Genomic DNA, 15800 nt, shown 5'->3' with positions numbered 1-15800 from the left:
GCGCCGAAAGAACCAGGCAGGTGCGGGCAACAGTCGATCTGGGTACGGCGTTAATCATACGGCTGGCAGGCGGAACGGGTATTGCTGGAAGAACGGTTCCAGCACGGTGCTCAGTTGTAGACCGAGGGCCATGTTGCCTTCGATCTCGATGCGCAGATCGAAAAAAGCCCGGTCGGGCGCCAGGTCGCCCGTCGCGACTTCTATCAATGTTCCCGCATCCAGGCAAAAGACGCACTCGGCACGATCCACACCGCGGCGGACTGCCTCCAGGCGTCCCGACCGGATTGCCAATAGCCAGGCGACGGAATCCATGTCGATGATGCGAACGCCGAGGCTGCAATTCAGCGAACGCAAGCCCGGGATGAGTAACTCCCCTTTCAGTTTAGGGAGAAACTGCTCGAAGTAGGCGCGGCAGGCGTCTTGTCGCCGTATTGGGAATTGGGTGTCCATGGTTTACACGGAAGCTCGGGCCGGCTCGAAGGCCCAGTTATAGTGTTGCTCGAAAAAAGCGCGGAGCAGGAAACGCAACCGGTCTTTCTCGAGCGATTCGAAGGGCTCGCCAACTTCACGCGCGTGCCGGGTTTCAAAAGTTGGGTCGCAACGCAACATATACGGCCGGAATACGCCCGCCACCCGCTCGAGCACCGATTCGGCCGCCGATAGGGGCAAGCAGTCGAGCTCCCGAACGGCCTGGTATTGGGGAATATCCAGCAGTTTGGCGATGACATGGATGAGCTCGGTCATGGGAGTGGGCCGCTCGTGTGCGAGATTGTAGTAGCCGCCCGCGTCGGGTTCACCGGCCGCAATTCGGAGCATTCGGTCCACCACCGTGTCGACAGGAACGAGGTTCTTAGCTGCGCCGGGATCCACCGCCACGCGGAACGAGCCGAAGGCGCCGGTCCTTTTCGCGGCGCGTTCGCCTGCAAGCCGCGCGAGGCGGAGCATTTTCGCGACGTTATAGACCGTCTGGCCGTCGCACAGGCCCGAAACTGTCTCGCCCAAAATAATGCTGGGCCGATAGATGGTCGCGGGCAACCCGGAATCGGCCACTGCCTCCTCCGCGAGGAATTTGGATTCCTCGTAGGGATTCTTAAAACCCGGAGGGCGCTTCAGGCGTTCCTCGGGTACCGGACAGGACTCGGCCCAGTTCCCCGCTGCGTAGGCGGTGCTCACGTGGTGAAAGCGGCGCAGACGCGGAAGGCCTCGCGCAAGACCCAGAACGTTTATTGTGCCCCCCAGATTCACGCGGAAAATCTCGTCGCGAAGTACTTCCTCGAACTTGGTGCTGGCGGCCAGGTGCCAGACCTCGTCGACCTCCGATTTCAGCCGCGCGCGCGCCGCCGCGGGCAGACCGAGCCCAGGCTGGCATACGTCGCCCTCGATACAACGGATACGGGCGGGATGCAATCGCTGCAAATAAGCGAGACGCTCTTGGGCCGATGTACCGCGGTTGCTGCGTGTAACGGCGATTACCCGGTCGCTCCCGCACCGGAGCAAGTAACGCAGGAAATGGCCGCCCAGGAATCCGGTGGCGCCCGTTACGAGCAGCGTACGCTGAGGTCGGGCTCCCAGTTTATCGTACAGCGAGGCCAGCCGCGCACCATGGGAGAGGAGGGCCGCAACATGCCCGCCGGAACCCGTTTCAAACTGGTTTTTCGGTATAAGGCGATCTACCCGCCGCTCACGCAACCACTGCAACGCCACATCACGGTCCGCCTCTGAGATCACCAGTCCGACCGGCACGCGCGGAAGCCGCTCGTGGAGCGCGCTCAAGACGAGCTTCGTGTGTTCCGAATCGCGGTCCAGTGCAACAAGGACGGCACGGGGACAGGAAGCCTCCGCGGAAGGAATATCGCCCGGCGAAATAGCATGGCAGCATGTGGCGTCGATTTTCACGGGATATTTCCTTATCACAGCTGGATTATTGATTGATTACTGATCTCGATCCTGGCCGTTCAACGACCAGTCGTAGTCCGTAAATTCCACATCATATTTCGCCGCCATATCGAGATCCGCATTGGGGGAAAGATAGGGAGCCACAAAGGCTACTAGGGAACCGGACGCAGCCTCGAAATCGTCGCGATACCATTTGAAGATGGGGGATAGATACAGTTTCTCGTGTTCGATGTCGACCCGGTTCTTGTCGGCGTCTCCTAAAAAGTTATCGGCCTGGCATTCCAACTGCGTGTCAAGCTTAGCGCCCACGAACGCCTCGCTTCTCAACAGCGGACAGCCCATGGCGGCGCAAACGAGTGCAAAGTGAATGCGGGGCTCCGAATAGTTCTTTCGGATGATTCTATGCTCGAGGGTGTCGAGCGTGATCTTCTTCCCGAAGAGCAGAACCGCGTCCTGCGCCCAGGGCCCCTTGAAAACAGAGCCAATAGCCTTGATGCTCTTGATCGGATAGTGGTCGATGATGAGCCGCAAGGTGCTGGCATTGTAGATATTGATGAGAAAGGCGAGTTGCTCGTCTTTGCTCCACGTTTGAAACGTGGCGAGGGGTACCGCGCCGGAATCGGACAGGTAGGCGTCCAACGGCGCGCGGCCTTCCTTCAAGCCGGCATAGTCCACGAGTCCGTGCTTGACGTATTCTGCGAGCACGGTGTTGAGTTCCGCGTGGGTGTGGTCGAACGCCGGTGCTTCCGGACCTGCAGCGGCGGCGGCCAGGCAGATTAATATCGATATCATAGGGCTTTCCTGTATTGCTATGGCTTCCAGCCGTTGTGTTCAAGGTAACGGGCAAAGTGCCACATATCAGCTTCCTTCTTTCGCGCGAAGAAGAGCGTGGTGTAGAAGCGACGGCCCACCTTTTCCTTCGGGCCGTACTCGCGATCCTGCCCTACATTGTGGTCCCAGGCCCACAGGCCGAAAAGGATAGTTTCCAGGGGCTTGTACGCACCCTTCACCAAGCCCTTGCGGTGACCCTTTTCGTGATAGAACGAGGTCTCGGAGCCATCCGGTAAAGGGAGGTGCTTGAGCGCTTCGACGGGTGCGGCCTCGGCCGTAACCTTGTTGACTTCGGTAGTCGCATCGGCGTCGGTTTCGACGGCGACGTCCATACAGCGGTGGCTACCTCCGCGAATGGTAATCGTGATACCGGGATTCTTACCTGCGGCAGCCTTGAGCTTGAGTAAACCGGGCAAGTGCTCGCCGTACACTTCAAGGTCATCAACATTCCAATCGTCCGGATAAGCGGACTCCGCCAGATAGTCGGTGGGAATAATGGCGTGGTAGCAGCCGCAGCTCTGCACGGTGCTGAGCCACACGGGCTCTTCGCGGCTGTTCAGGGTTATGACCGCGATGAAGCCCACGTTCTTGCCCGCACCGACATTGAGCGGCACGAGCGTGAAGGGGTTCTTCTGAAAATGGATACGGTAGATCAGGTTAGTGTACCGATCCCGATCCGTGGCGAAGGTTTCCACCTCCGTGTAGATCGTGGCGTGCGAGGGATCCACCAGAACCTTTTCCCTGCCCCGGGCGCCGATCTCCGCGGATGGGGTACCGATCCTATTGAACGGTTCCTCAGCATGCTCGATCAGAAACACCGGCGCAAAACGCTGCACCAGACCGTCGGCGCCGTCCAGCACATATGACAGTACCTCGCCCCGGTCGTCCGCCACATCTTCCGCGGACGCGACGCCTGCGAGCCCCAACACTATCGCGGCGAACCCGATTTCCCGCAGAAAAGCGTTCATTCTGTTGCCTCCGTCCTGGATTCGATGGCCGTTTTCAAGGCGGCGGCATTCGGATTGGCCGGATTGATCGCGAGGGCCGACTCGACTGCGGCGAGAGCCTCTTCCCAGTCCCTGTTCTTCTGGTATGCCATGGCCAGCAGGACCATGTAGACATCGTTGTCGGGAACCAGGTTGTGGCACTCCGCAAAGGTCTCAATGGCATTGTTTATATCACCGCCATTGAAGGGCGGATTGTTCAGGTACATGATGCCGATGGCCCGCCGGCACTCCGGGTCCCTGGGCGTGCGGGCCAGGGCCTCGTCCATGTGGGTGCGCGCCTTCGGTCCGTTCTTGAGTCCCGAAACCATGCCGGTGATGCTGTTCGCATACAACTCGCCGTAGACGCGATGGGCCGCGGCTATCTCTTCCTCCGTCTTTGCCAGCGCCGCCGCGCGCTCCGCGAACGCCAGCCCTTGTTCCGACCATGCGGCCTGCTCGTCCTTGAGCGCCTTTATCTCCCTGCCCGACAGGCGATGGGTCTGGCGTCGCGTGCGAAGTTCCGAACCCGTGATGCGCAGGCACTCGGCCGCCTCAAACTGGGCCGAGAAATCGGCCGGGTTTTCGCCGGCGCGCATCAACAACGCGTCGCGCGCCACCGTGATATCCGCCTCGTTATAGGCCCGTTGCGCCACCCGAAAATCCGCCAGCTGGATCGCGCCCGCGGAAATTGATGCATCCGCCACGAGCAAGAAGGTTACAGCAAGTCCTGCCAGGCGCATCTCAGGCGCTCCAGTGGTAGGAGTCGGGGCAGTTCAGCAGATAGCCACCGCCAAACATACGGTCGAGCGCCTTCCAGAAATTCTCGATATAGAGAGCCGACGCCAGCCCGCGACCCCGGGCGAGCTCGTCAATCAGAAACCGGTCCCACTCCGCGCGCTTCCAGTCCACGAAATGCATGATGGCCCGTTCGCCCTCGATACCCGGACGCGGGTGTGCGCTGCCCATGGGCGCGTGAACGGCCTTCAGCAAACCGTTTACACCCGGACCCGCACAGATGACGTGGCCGTATATGTTGTATTCTCGCTCCAGGTCATAAAGGCAGGTTATAGCCAGTACGGAACCCAGTTCTATCAACTGGTCGGCCGCGGGGAAAACCACCCGGACCAGATGCTCATCACGTGAGGGGTCCCGATCCAGCACCTTGTAGAGACGCGGCGTACGGAGAATCTTGTGGTGCCCGCTCCGCTCCGCATAGTTGACCTCGGCCTTCAAGCATTCGCTATCGAGGCAGGCCTGCACGATGCGATCGCGCTGCGCCAGGGCTTCGGGCGTGTCTGCGGACGCGGGGCGGCTGAAACCATTGCGGCGTGGCGCGATTTCAGTTTTACGTTCCGCAAGAGCTGCGGAGGAGTCATGTTGGGTCATGGGGTGTTGTCCTTGTGGTTTATGTTCTAATTGGGGAACAGGGTCGGGGTGATATCAGCGAGATCCTTCATCGCGCGGTCGCGACCAACGCAGGCGCGCGCGCGCCGGCCACATTCCAGTACGCATCCCGCAGGATGGCCATCGCCTCCCGAAGCTCGCCGTTGAACGCGAGGCTGTCGCTATTGACATACATGCCCACGAACTGGTCCGCCAGGGATTTGGAAAGGCCGCGTCCAAAGTTGAGACTGTAGTCGACCGCGGCGCTCCGCTGCCGGAGCGCAATCTCGACGGAACGCCGATACGCCCCAGCCACGGCGGTCTTGAGCCCCTGCCCGAGATCGGCGCGTATGCAATTCACCCCCAGAGGCAACGGAAGCCCGCCATGACGCGCCGCGAAGAGTTCGCCGAAGTCCGCCACCAGCGAGAAGCCGTGATCGGCGTAGGTCAATTGACCTTCATGAATGATGACTCCGGCATGGACCTGACCGCTCGCCACGGCATCCATGATTTCCGTGAAATCCATATGGACCTCACGGATTCCGGGCAGGAACGTGCGGGCCACCAGGGTGGCCGTTGTATACGGACCTGGCAGGGCGACAGACTTGCCCTGTAATTCATCCAGGGCCATGGGGTCGCGCGCAATGAGCCGTGGGCCGTAGTTTCGGCCGGCGCTGGTGCCCACCTCCAACAGTTCGTATCGGTCCTGGAGATGGAGGTAGCCATGTACGGAGAGTGCCGTGACTTCGAGCGGATCCTCGCCCATGGCCAGTTCGTTCAAGGTCTGGATATCGTGCAGCACGTGGACAATGCGGTAGCCGGGGATGGTGACTTGTTCGGACGCAAAGCCATAGAACATGAAGGCGTCATCAGGGTCGGGGCTGTGCCCGATTCGAATAGATTGCAGTGTCATGGTGGTTTCCTGTGCGCGGCGCGCGGATTACGGCTTCCAGCCGTCAAGTTCAAGAAAGGGCTTGTAGTCCCACATGTCCGAATCATTTTTTTCTCCGCGCTTTATGGATGTGTAGAAGCCGCGCGGCAGTTCGTCGTCGCCACCGTAGATGCGGTCCTGCCCGACGCGGCCGTCGCCGACAAACGCGCCAAGCAGAAAAGCCTCGCCCCGTTTGTACGCGCCCTTCACGAGCCCCTTCTTGTCGCCGGATTCATAGTAGAAGGAGGTCTCCCCGTCGCCCAGCTTCAAGTGCTTTAGCGCCTCCATCGGTTCGGCCGCCGCGGTAATCAGGGGGTATTTCTCCCGCACGTCCCCAATCGACGCTATCAGCATGTTCGCGGTCCGGTGGTTGCCTTCCCGCAGAAACACGACCGGACGGTACTCGGTCCCGAAGTCTTCGGGATACGTCAGCCGGCCGGGCAGCGTTTCCCCATAGACGGTGAAGGAGTCCATATTCCACCAGTCGGGGTATGCGTCCGGCGAAGTGAAGTTCGTGGGTAGCACGGCATGGAAACACCCGCAAGTCTGAACAGAGTTGACATAGACGGGTTTGTCTTCCTCGTCGAGGGTCACAATAACCATCACGCCGACGTTGCGCCCGTTGCCGCCGTCACGGGAATTCGAGTTCGACTTGCTCTGTTCAAAGTGCACCCTGTAAATCAAGTTCGTGTACTTCCTGGCGCCGCTCGTCCACTCCCGTGAGTCCAGGTAGTATGTCGGCTGCGTGGCATCGACATAGATCTCTTCTTCGCCGTCCGCATCAAGACGCGCCGACGGCGTGCCAATGCGGTTGTATTCTTTTTCGTAGCCCTCTACCAGAAAAACCGGGGCATGCCGCACAAAGCGCGCCTCTCCCTCCTCAAGGACATATCCCCGCATCGACGCGTAGTCGAGCTCCGTTTGCGTGGCGGGGTCGGGGAGCGCACAGTCCGTCGCGCCGCAAAGGGCAATCATCGTCGTGGCAACTGCAGCCAACATTCCTTATCCTCCTATACGAGCGCGGCGGCGCCCAGGTTGTTCTGGTTTGCAAATCCACAAGCCTCACGGAACGTGACTTCAGGCCTGGCATCTTCTTCGGCGATGCCCTGCTCGTTTCGGACAAGCTTCTCGTAGTGCGTGGTGCGTTGTACAGGCACAAATCCCGCCTCACGAATGGACTCCAGCACGGCCACCTTCGTCGTAGCCCAGGCGTGGCCCGCGTTACGAAGCACATTCTCCTCAATCAGCAGGCCGCCGAAGTCATCCGCCCCGGCGTGAAGCGCGAGCTGTCCCGCGCGCCAGCCCTCGCCAAACCAGGACGCCTGGATGTGGGGCACGTTGTCCAGAAACAATCGCGCCAGGGCAATCACACGGACATACCGGCTCGGTGGCGCCGCTTCGGGGACCAGGCGGCTGAGGGGCGAACTGCCGGGCTTGAAACTCCACGGAATGAAGGCGTAAAAGCCGCCGGTCTCATCCTGCAGGTCGCGGAGTCGGGTGAGGTGCGCAATGATATCTTCGTCGCGCTCGAGGTGCCCGTAGGTCATCGTGGCGCTTGTCTTGAAGCCGATACGGTGGGCTTCGCGCATGACCGCGAGCCACGCGTCGGACCGGACTTTCTTTGGCGATATACGCCGGCGCACAGCATCGACGAGAATCTCGGCGCCGCCGCCTGGCATCGTGCGCAGGCCGGCATCCCAGAAAGTCTGGAGCACGGCCCGCGCACTTTGACCGCACTGGTCGGCCAGATGAAGGATCTCCGATGGCGAAAACAGATGGAGGTGCATGCCGGGCGCGTGCTCTTGCAGCGCGTCGATTACATCGAGGTAGTAGGGAAGTCCCAGCGACGGATTGTGCCCGCCCTGCAGCAGCACGGTCGTGGCCCCTTGCGCCTGGGCCCTGGCGGCGTTGTGCCCGATCTCGGCGGGCGTCCGCACATAGGCCTCCGGATGTCCCGGCTTCCGGTAGAAGCTGCAGAAGGTGCAGTCTGTCGTGCAGATATTCGTATAGTTCGGGTTCGTGTCAATGACAAAGGTCACGTCCCGCCCCGGGTGGAGCGCTTGCCGCACTTCGTCGGCCCGCGCCATCAGGTCAAGTTGCGCGGCGTGGCGGTAGAGGTTCAGGGCCTTCTCAGGCGATACGCGCGGAGTATTCATGCCGGGTGCTTTCCAGAAGTTCGAGAAAGAAGTCGAGGCCAGCGAGGGCGTCCTCATCCAGACGCACCCGCAGCTGTTGGTAGTAAGCGCGTCGCGCCTCAAATTCATGGGCGTTCGATTCGAAAGACGCCATCTCCGCGACACCCTCGGAGGTCGCCGCGTGGGTGGCGCATCGCTCGAGCCACGCCGCCAGACGCTCCCTGGCGCCTGCGCTGAGGGTTGGAGAAACTACCCAGCGCGCGAAGACGAACGGCAGGCCCGTCTGGGCAAGCCACCAGTCACTGAGGTCGATGTCGTGCTCCTGCCTTCCACGATTGCGCGCGAATTCATAGGCCGCATCGCCGATGAGGAGATGCGCCGCCGCCTGCGGATAGAACGGCGTCAAAACGGGCGCCCCCCCGTATACACGTTTGCACAATACGCATAACAACGCTATGGAGGTGCGGGACCTGGGGGTCGCGTAAATCGGCATGCGATTGCGCAGCACGGTTTCCAACGACACCTCGGAAAACAACTTCACACTCCGCACCGGGCCGCGACAGGCTATGCCATACGCGCCCAGGGGAACGGCGCGAGAATGGAATTCCGGCAAGCCCGCGGTGGGCAGCAGTGCGGCATCGAAATGTCCGGCCGCCACAAGATCATGAATGTGCGCCGGTGTTTCAAAGCGCAGGCTGTGATCGAGGCCCGGCGGTTCCAGCCGGTAGGGCGCGCCAGAGAGATTGTCAACCGATAGGATACGTAACATGGGGATTCCTGAGCCTCAGTTCGCGTGGCCGAGTTCGAATCGGCCATTTCGCGGCGTCGGCAACTGGCCGCCGTCCCGTATGATTTGTTCCATGAACTGGCGTGTGAGCGCGGCGGGAGATTCGGACGCGGCGCACTGCATGATGCGCTCTCGGCCCAGGGTGCCATCGAGGTCATCGGCCCCAAAACTGAGCGCCGCCGCGGCAGTCTCCAGGCCGAGTGTCGGCCAGTACGCCTTCACATGGTCGAAGTTGTCCAGCACCAGGCGTGAAATCGCGATGATTCGCAGCGCGCGGGGAGCCGATACAGCCCGGGGGACGATGCGGGTCTCTCCGGGCAAGTACGCAAGGGGAATGAAGCTCTGGAAGCCGCCCGTCCGGTCCTGAAGTTCACGAAGCTGAAACAGGTGGTCGACGATCTCCTCGTCGGTTTCGATATGGCCGAAGAGCATCGTGGCGTTGCTGGGAAGCCCGGTCTCGTGAGCTTCCTCGTGAATGCGCAGCCAGTCCGCCGGCCCTATCTTCTCTTTGTACAGTGCTTGGTGGATCCGGTCGCTCAGGATTTCCGCCCCGCCACCGGGTACCATATCCACACCCGCGTCCCTCATCCGCGCCAGAATTTCGCGCGTGGATGTCCGCTCCATCCGCGCGAAGTAGGCAATCTCCACGGCCGTAAATGCCTTGATCCAAAGGCCAGGCCGCGCCGCCCGTACCGCGCGGACGAGGTCGAGTGAGCGTCCGAAGCGCCAGCTCGGCCAGAGCCCGCCGACAATGTGCGCCTCGACTACTGACGGATCTTCCAGGTCGCGAAAGATCTGGGCCTCGGTTAATTCGTAGGCATGGGCATCGCCCTTCTTCGCGGCGTAATCGCAGAACTTGCAGGAGTACACGCACAGGTTCGTGGGATTCACGTGGCGGTTGTGGACGTAGGTAATGCGGTCCCCGTAGCGGGCGCGTTTAGCTTCGAAGGCGAGGCGGCCGAGTTCCAGCAGGGGGGTGGCCTTCAGGTGATGCAGTGCGGCGGCCTTGTCAAGGCCTGATTCGGCTTGAAGCATGGCGATTCCTTTCCACCATGCCTGAGAGAAAGAAGCGTGCCAAGGACGACGAATCGGCGGAAACGCCTCATTTTCATTGGTTGAAACGGATGCTATAAGCCAGCGGGGCGGAGGGGGAGGGGTGCAACCAAAGTTGACGCTCTAATCGGAGGCCTTATCGTGGCAACCACTTATGTGGCGCAACCGATCGTGACAGCGCAACGAAAGTTGCATGGGGACTGCCTCCCGCGCGAAGGTTGCCTTAGCCGCGTAAGCGTCAATCGTCACCTCGCAAAGCGGGTGGCTGTACCCAAAGCGCTGTCGGACTTCTACGGGTACAGCTACACTCGCCACAAGCTTTATATTCCACGCTTTCGCGACCGAGCTTCATTCGGCTCCGGGCGCCGTCCCCTACGACTGCTTTAAGCGCTTGTTCAAGGCCTGCCGCGATATCCCAAGCATCTCCGCCGCGATGGCCTGGTTTCCGTCCGCCCTGCGCATGGCCTCTTCAACCAACAGCTCGGCGTTCTCTTTCAAGGTCGGCAAGACCTCCCCAAAAGTCACCGCGGCCGCTGGCTGGGGCGCCACCTCCGCCACCGGCGCAACGTCGCGGATGTGTTCCTTGAAGCGCGCCATGGACAGCACGCCGCCGGCATGATGGGTGACGGCGTCCATCACCATGGACTTCAGTTCACGCACATTCCCCGGAAAGTGGTAGGTTTTCAGGAGCGAAACCAGCTCGCGGGGCGCGGTGGGGCGTTTCTTGTCGAGCACCTCGGCCGCTTCGTCCAGAAAGCACTCCAGCAGCGGGCCAATGTCCTCCCGGCGTTCGCGGAGCGGCGGTACAGAGACCCGGTGTGTGTGGAGGCGGTAAAAGAGGTCCTTTCGAAAGGCCCCCACATCACTGAGTGCTTTCAGGTCGCAATTGGTAGCAGCCACAATGCGCGCGTCGGATTTGCGGGCGGTGTCCGAGCCCAGCGGGTAGTATTCGCCTTCCTGAAGCAGGCGCAACAACTTTACCTGCGCCGCACCATCCAAATCGCCTATTTCGTCGAGAAACAGCGTGCCGTTCGCCGCCTGTTCAATGAGGCCGGACCGCGCGCCGTCCGCGCCGGTGAAGGCGCCCTTGACGTGCCCGAACAGGGTATCGGAGAAGACCTGCTCATCGAGTCCCGCCGCGTTCACCGGGACAAACTTTCCCGGGCGCCCGCTCACGTTGTGCACCGCTCGGGCAAAGAGCTCTTTGCCCACACCCGTCTCGCCGGTAATGAGCACGGCGAGGGGCGAAGCGGAAACGGCCTCCAGATACTTAAAGACGCCCCAGATCTTCTGGGACACGGAGACGATATCCGCGAAGGCCTCCGGATGGGCCAGGGCATCGTCCAGCATGCCGTCGCGGAGGCGCAAGTTCTCCCGGCGCAACTGCTGCAATTCCAGGGCGCGTTTCACCCCGCCCACGAGCCGTTCTGTCTCGGTCGTCTTCACGAAAAAGTCGAAGGCGCCTTCCTTCATACAGGCGACAGCGGTTTCGAGGTCGTTGAGACCGGTCAACATCACCACGGGCAGATCGGGACGCGCCTCGGAGAGTTGCCGCAATACCTCCACGCCCGAAAAATGGGGCATGGTGAGGTCGAGCACCACCAGCGCCGCGGGAATGCGCTCGGCATACTTCAAGGCTTCGCGGCTGTCGTTGCACGTGTGGACATTGGCGATGCCGGCGCCACGCAGGGTCATACTGAAGCTGCGGAGCCACGCATCCTCGTCGTCCACGAGTAACACCGGCTCATTCAGGTACTGGGAGGGACTCACCGCGATTCTCCGCGTTTCATGGCTGGCAAAATCATACGCGCGATTGTACCGGCGCCGGGTTCCGATTCAAACTCCAGGCTTCCGCCATGTTCATCCACAATGCCGGCGGAAATGGAAAGTCCGAGCCCGGTGCCCCCTTCGTTCCTTCGCGTGGTGAAGAAGGGATCGGTGATGTGGGGAAGGGCGGACGCTTCGATGCCCCGGCCGGTATCGGAAACTTCAACCAGGACCTCATCCTCGCGGCCTCGGGTTACGATGCGGACCTCCCCATCCTGGGACTCCAGCGCATCGCAGGCATTGAGCATCAGATTGATCACAACCTGCTCCAGCCGTCGGGCGTTGCCCCGAACCCGCGGAAGGTCCTCCGCCAGCGTCGTGACCACGTTCCGGGTGGCCTTTTTCAGGTAGCTCGAAGCCAGGTTGAGCGATACCTGAACCATGTCGTTGATGTCCACCGATTCGTCCCGCCGCTCGTCGGAAGTGCGGGAGAAGCCCTTCAGGTCGTCCACGATGGATTTGATATGCTCGGAACTCGCGGCCGTGTCGGCGAGCATCACGGGCAATTGTTCCCGGAGCTCGGTGAAATTCATGACCCCCAGGCTGAAATCGCCATTCTCCTCGTAGTACCGTTCCAGGACGGGAAGCGCTTTCTCCCAAATGCCCGCAAGAAGGCTCAGGTTGAGGGCGATAAGACCATTCGGGTTGTTGATTTCGTGAGCCACACCGGAAACCAGCACGCCGAGCGACACCATCTTGTCCGCCTGGCGTAACTGCTGCTCCCGAAGTAGCGCCTCGTGCTGCGCTTGCTCCCTCTTCTCGCTTTCATCCTGGAGCCGGGTTACCGATTCTTCCAATTGCCGGGTACGTTCGCGTACGGCGGAATCCAAGGTGTCCAGCTGCGTCTTCAGGCTCAGGCGCATGGCATCGATGTCCGCCGCAAGCTGCCCGATCTCGCCGCCCGCCGGCGGCGGCGGTTCCAGTGCGAGATTGCCGCGCGCGATTTCGCGTGCTGTCGTGGAAAGCGCCGTGATTGGACGGCTGACCTGCCGGCTGAGAAACAGGGCGAGGACCAGTGTGCCCGCAGTGGCGGCCAGGCAGGCGAGTGCCGTGAGCCACGCCAGGCGGCGTACGGGACTCAGCACCAGCCGCTCCGGCGCCACGGCAACACCGATGTACGTGATCTCCACATCGGAAAGTTCTCCGGAGAGTGTCGACATGGAAAGCAGCTGGAGTGAATCGTCAAATGCCTCTCCGGCGACGGCGTGGGTGCGCATCTCGATGTCCCGGTGGAGACCCGGAAGCTCGGCTTGCAGCAATTCGACTACGGGAGACGGCGCGCTGCCCCGGGCAACAATTTGATGCGACGCATCCATGAGTAAGAGCAGCATCCCGCGTTGTGGAGCGATTTCTTCCTGGAACCTAACCCGTTCGTCCACCCGCCGCCAGTCGTAGTACCCCGCAATCGCCCCAATGATCGTCTCTTCATCGAAGGCGCCGCGCAGGGGATAAGCGATACATATGCTCGGGACGCTCACCCCATCGCCATCGATATGAGCAGTAACGGGAGAAATGTAGGGCGCTCCGGAAAGCGCCGATCGAATGGCCTCGTCGATTCCAATCATCTCGCCGGACCGGTCAAAGTTGCTGGCCGCGACGATTCGCCCATTGGTATCCGTGCACAGTACCTCCAGGAAATCACTGTTCTGCTGGAGATCGAGCAGCAGCAGGCCCATCCGCAGGTCGATATCCTCCCCCGTGAACACGTCCTGAAGCGTCTCCAGCCCTGCCCAAGCGTTCATTTCCATCGCCGCGCTCTCCACCAGGGTGATGGCGCTGCGCGCCACCGTCTGTGCACCTGCATCAAGGGTGTTCACCGCCATGCCCTTGAGCGTCTCCCGGCTGCTCCAGTATACAGCCGAGGTAACCAGCAACAGCGGCACGAGGGCCGTGACCAGCAGGCTGAGAAGTACTTTCGTGTACATTTTCATGGAGCGGGCGTCGCTTCCTCCAGCGGGGCATTGGGCGTGGGGGAGTCGTCCCCGGTGGCCTCGTCGCTGGCCGGATCTTCGGGTTCGTCCGGCGCCGCCAACTCTTCGACATCGGAAACCGCAAGCACACGCACGGAGTCATCCACCTCATCCAGGTAGATGTAGGCCACCGCACCCTTCAGCTTCTGGAGGTACTTCTTGACCGTGGCCGTGCTCTCCAGGGAGACCGGAGGCTTGGCGTTTCCGGTCATGGTCTCCTGCATCCAATAGCGGCGTGTTTCGTAGACCGTTTGCTGGAGAACCAGGCGCGAAAACTCCCTGCGGATGGCGCTATCGCCCCGCTGGTCGATAGGGATACAGCGCTCGCCGTCAGGCCAGACGGTCTGCTGCTTGAGGAATATCCGTGCCAGCTCGCTCCGCGAAACCGACACCACGTCGTTCTCCACATGGGTTACCACGGCAAGGGTGCGCGGCTTCTCCGACGGCGGTTCTTCCGCCTCTTCGGCGCCCGCGGGCAGGGCGATACCGGCCGCAAGAGCGACCAGCAAGGCACACAGCCGATAGGTAGCGTAAAGACGATCCACGGGTCGGTTATTCAGGCCTCGATTAGGAACATAGCGCCATTTCACAGCGGGGACACTCAGAAGTTAAAGACGACGGATCCGGCCAGGCCATTGAAATCTTCCCGGTGGCCTTCGGGCTCGCCGTGAAAGAATTCGAGCTTTAGCGAGATATTGGATTTCGGCCGGAAATTCAGCCCGAGCGTATGGCGTGATTCGTCGAAGGGCGTCCAGCCGTCGTCGTTGAGGTCCAGGTAGTCATAGCGGTAAAACAGGTGCCACTGGGGCGCCAGCCGGTAGGCGGGTTGGACGTAGTACCCGAGTGCGTCGCCGCTATCGTACCAGGGGAAGCCCAGAATCCGGGGAATGAGCCGGGCCTGGTTGCCATGGGCCAGTTCCGCCAGGAGCTCCGCGCGCCCGATGCGGATCTGCGTGTCAACACCCAGGATGGACTCGCTCCGGCCGTCTTCGTCATCTCCATAGTACCCCGACACAGAGACATCCAGGGTATCTAGCCACGCCGGGCGATTTCTTCCCGCAAGGCGCAGCGTCAACCGTCCGCCGATGGCCTTATTGTCATTCGTGTCCAGTTCGCCGTGCTCCGCATTGCCACCATTGCCGACATAGAGGGCATAGCTGATCCCCCGCTCGTTCCTGGTCCACCAATCACCCGCCAATTGGAGCGCTACGATGCTCTTGGGAAACACATTGCCCACCATGAGCGGTGGAAGGGTGGAGAGGGTGAGGTTGGGGTAGTGGTACGTCTGCCAATACTGCGGCAACAGCAGCTTGCCGGCCCGTGCCCGGAGCCAATCCGCATGCCGGTACTCCAGCCAGGCCGTTTCGATCTCCAATTTGTCGGATTCTGCTCCGAACTCGGCCAGGTAGTCATTCCCGTCGATGCGCTCGAATTCCAGTTCGGCAAAAATCGTCCACCGATCATCTTCGGTGGAGCTGCGCAGAAAGATACTAAGCTCATTCTGAATAAATGAGCCTACAACATCGCTGTCCGCGTCGATGAACTGGAAGTCGTAGTAGCCGTGTAGAGAGAGTCGGCCCGTGCCTTCGGAGCGGGCTTCTTCGAGCAGGGTCTGCTGCTCAATGGCGATACCTTCCAAGGCATCAGTCCGCTCCCCCGTTGCCGCCGTTTCTGCCTCTAGTTCTTGAATGCGGGACTCCAGCGCGTCGATACGCTGCTCATATTTCGACTGCATATCGCGGATGGAGGCACGGGTTTCCTGCAAGAGAGACTTGAGCGCGGCGATATCCTCGGAAGTCTCTGCGTGACAGCGCCCAGAAGCCCCCAAGACGCAAGCAAACAGCACGACCGACAGGGCCTTCAGCCAGGTTCGGCAGGAGGCATATCGGTCCGCAACATAGTCACGATTCATAGAGTTTGTACTTTCTGCACATGCGGAGTGAATTCAATCAAGATAGATAGTGTCAAATTACTGAACCCGGAGCAAAGTCGGACCCGATT

At 61.1% G+C, this 15800-nt stretch carries 15 protein-coding genes; all 15 read right to left on the bottom strand.

Annotated elements, in window-relative coordinates; genetic code table 11:
* Positions 1-54 precede the first annotated feature (54 nt).
* A complete protein-coding gene (locus tag KF886_26305) occupies positions 55-450 on the bottom strand; it encodes an SCP2 sterol-binding domain-containing protein (GenBank protein MBX3180876.1) in 396 nt (131 codons plus the stop codon).
* Positions 451-453: 3 nt separating this feature from the next.
* Positions 454-1896 carry an SDR family oxidoreductase gene (locus tag KF886_26300; GenBank protein MBX3180875.1) on the bottom strand — a complete coding sequence of 481 codons (1443 nt, stop codon included), beginning with the start codon at positions 1894-1896 and terminating at the stop codon, positions 454-456.
* Positions 1897-1932: 36 nt separating this feature from the next.
* Positions 1933-2688 (bottom strand): DUF547 domain-containing protein, encoded by a 756-nt coding sequence (locus KF886_26295; protein ID MBX3180874.1) that lies wholly within the window; start codon positions 2686-2688, stop codon positions 1933-1935.
* A gap of 17 nt (positions 2689-2705) precedes the next feature.
* Complete coding sequence (locus KF886_26290; protein MBX3180873.1) at positions 2706-3695, bottom strand: hypothetical protein; 990 nt, start codon at positions 3693-3695, stop codon at positions 2706-2708.
* Complete coding sequence (locus tag KF886_26285; GenBank protein MBX3180872.1) at positions 3692-4453, bottom strand: hypothetical protein; 762 nt, start codon at positions 4451-4453, stop codon at positions 3692-3694. Before KF886_26285 ends, KF886_26290 begins: the two co-directional genes overlap by 4 nt.
* Before the next feature lies 1 nt (position 4454).
* Positions 4455-5099, bottom strand: coding sequence for a hypothetical protein (locus KF886_26280; GenBank protein ID MBX3180871.1), 645 nt, complete (start codon positions 5097-5099; stop codon positions 4455-4457).
* Positions 5100-5166: 67 nt separating this feature from the next.
* Complete coding sequence (locus tag KF886_26275; protein MBX3180870.1) at positions 5167-6009, bottom strand: ABC transporter substrate-binding protein; 843 nt, start codon at positions 6007-6009, stop codon at positions 5167-5169.
* A 27-nt stretch (positions 6010-6036) separates the two neighbouring features.
* Entirely contained in the window at positions 6037-7026 is a 990-nt protein-coding gene (locus KF886_26270; GenBank protein MBX3180869.1) for a hypothetical protein, read from the bottom strand.
* 11 nt (positions 7027-7037) lie between these two features.
* Entirely contained in the window at positions 7038-8183 is a 1146-nt protein-coding gene (gene mqnC, locus KF886_26265) for a dehypoxanthine futalosine cyclase (protein MBX3180868.1), read from the bottom strand.
* Positions 8158-8931, bottom strand: a complete 774-nt coding sequence (locus tag KF886_26260) for a hypothetical protein (GenBank protein MBX3180867.1) — start codon at positions 8929-8931, stop codon at positions 8158-8160. Before KF886_26260 ends, mqnC begins: the two co-directional genes overlap by 26 nt.
* Before the next feature lie 15 nt (positions 8932-8946).
* Complete coding sequence (locus KF886_26255; GenBank protein ID MBX3180866.1) at positions 8947-9984, bottom strand: CofH family radical SAM protein; 1038 nt, start codon at positions 9982-9984, stop codon at positions 8947-8949.
* A 390-nt stretch (positions 9985-10374) separates the two neighbouring features.
* A complete protein-coding gene (locus tag KF886_26250; protein ID MBX3180865.1) occupies positions 10375-11772 on the bottom strand; it encodes a sigma-54-dependent Fis family transcriptional regulator in 1398 nt (465 codons plus the stop codon).
* The gene (locus KF886_26245) at positions 11769-13760 is read right to left on the bottom strand and encodes a HAMP domain-containing protein (GenBank protein MBX3180864.1); all 1992 of its coding nucleotides are present in this window, start codon (positions 13758-13760) and stop codon (positions 11769-11771) included. The genes KF886_26250 and KF886_26245 overlap by 4 nt, the downstream gene beginning before the upstream one ends.
* Positions 13757-14308: a hypothetical protein gene (locus KF886_26240; GenBank protein MBX3180863.1), complete on the bottom strand. Its 552-nt coding sequence runs from the start codon at positions 14306-14308 to the stop codon at positions 13757-13759. Before KF886_26240 ends, KF886_26245 begins: the two co-directional genes overlap by 4 nt.
* 92 nt (positions 14309-14400) lie before the next feature.
* Complete coding sequence (locus KF886_26235) at positions 14401-15711, bottom strand: hypothetical protein (GenBank protein MBX3180862.1); 1311 nt, start codon at positions 15709-15711, stop codon at positions 14401-14403.
* Positions 15712-15800: the final 89 nt, after the last annotated feature.

This window comes from Candidatus Hydrogenedentota bacterium (assembly GCA_019637335.1).
GTDB lineage: Bacteria > Hydrogenedentota > Hydrogenedentia > Hydrogenedentales > JAEUWI01 > JAEUWI01.
The sequence above is the reverse complement of the archived record's forward strand: the minus strand, read 5'-3'. Positions and strand labels throughout refer to the sequence as shown.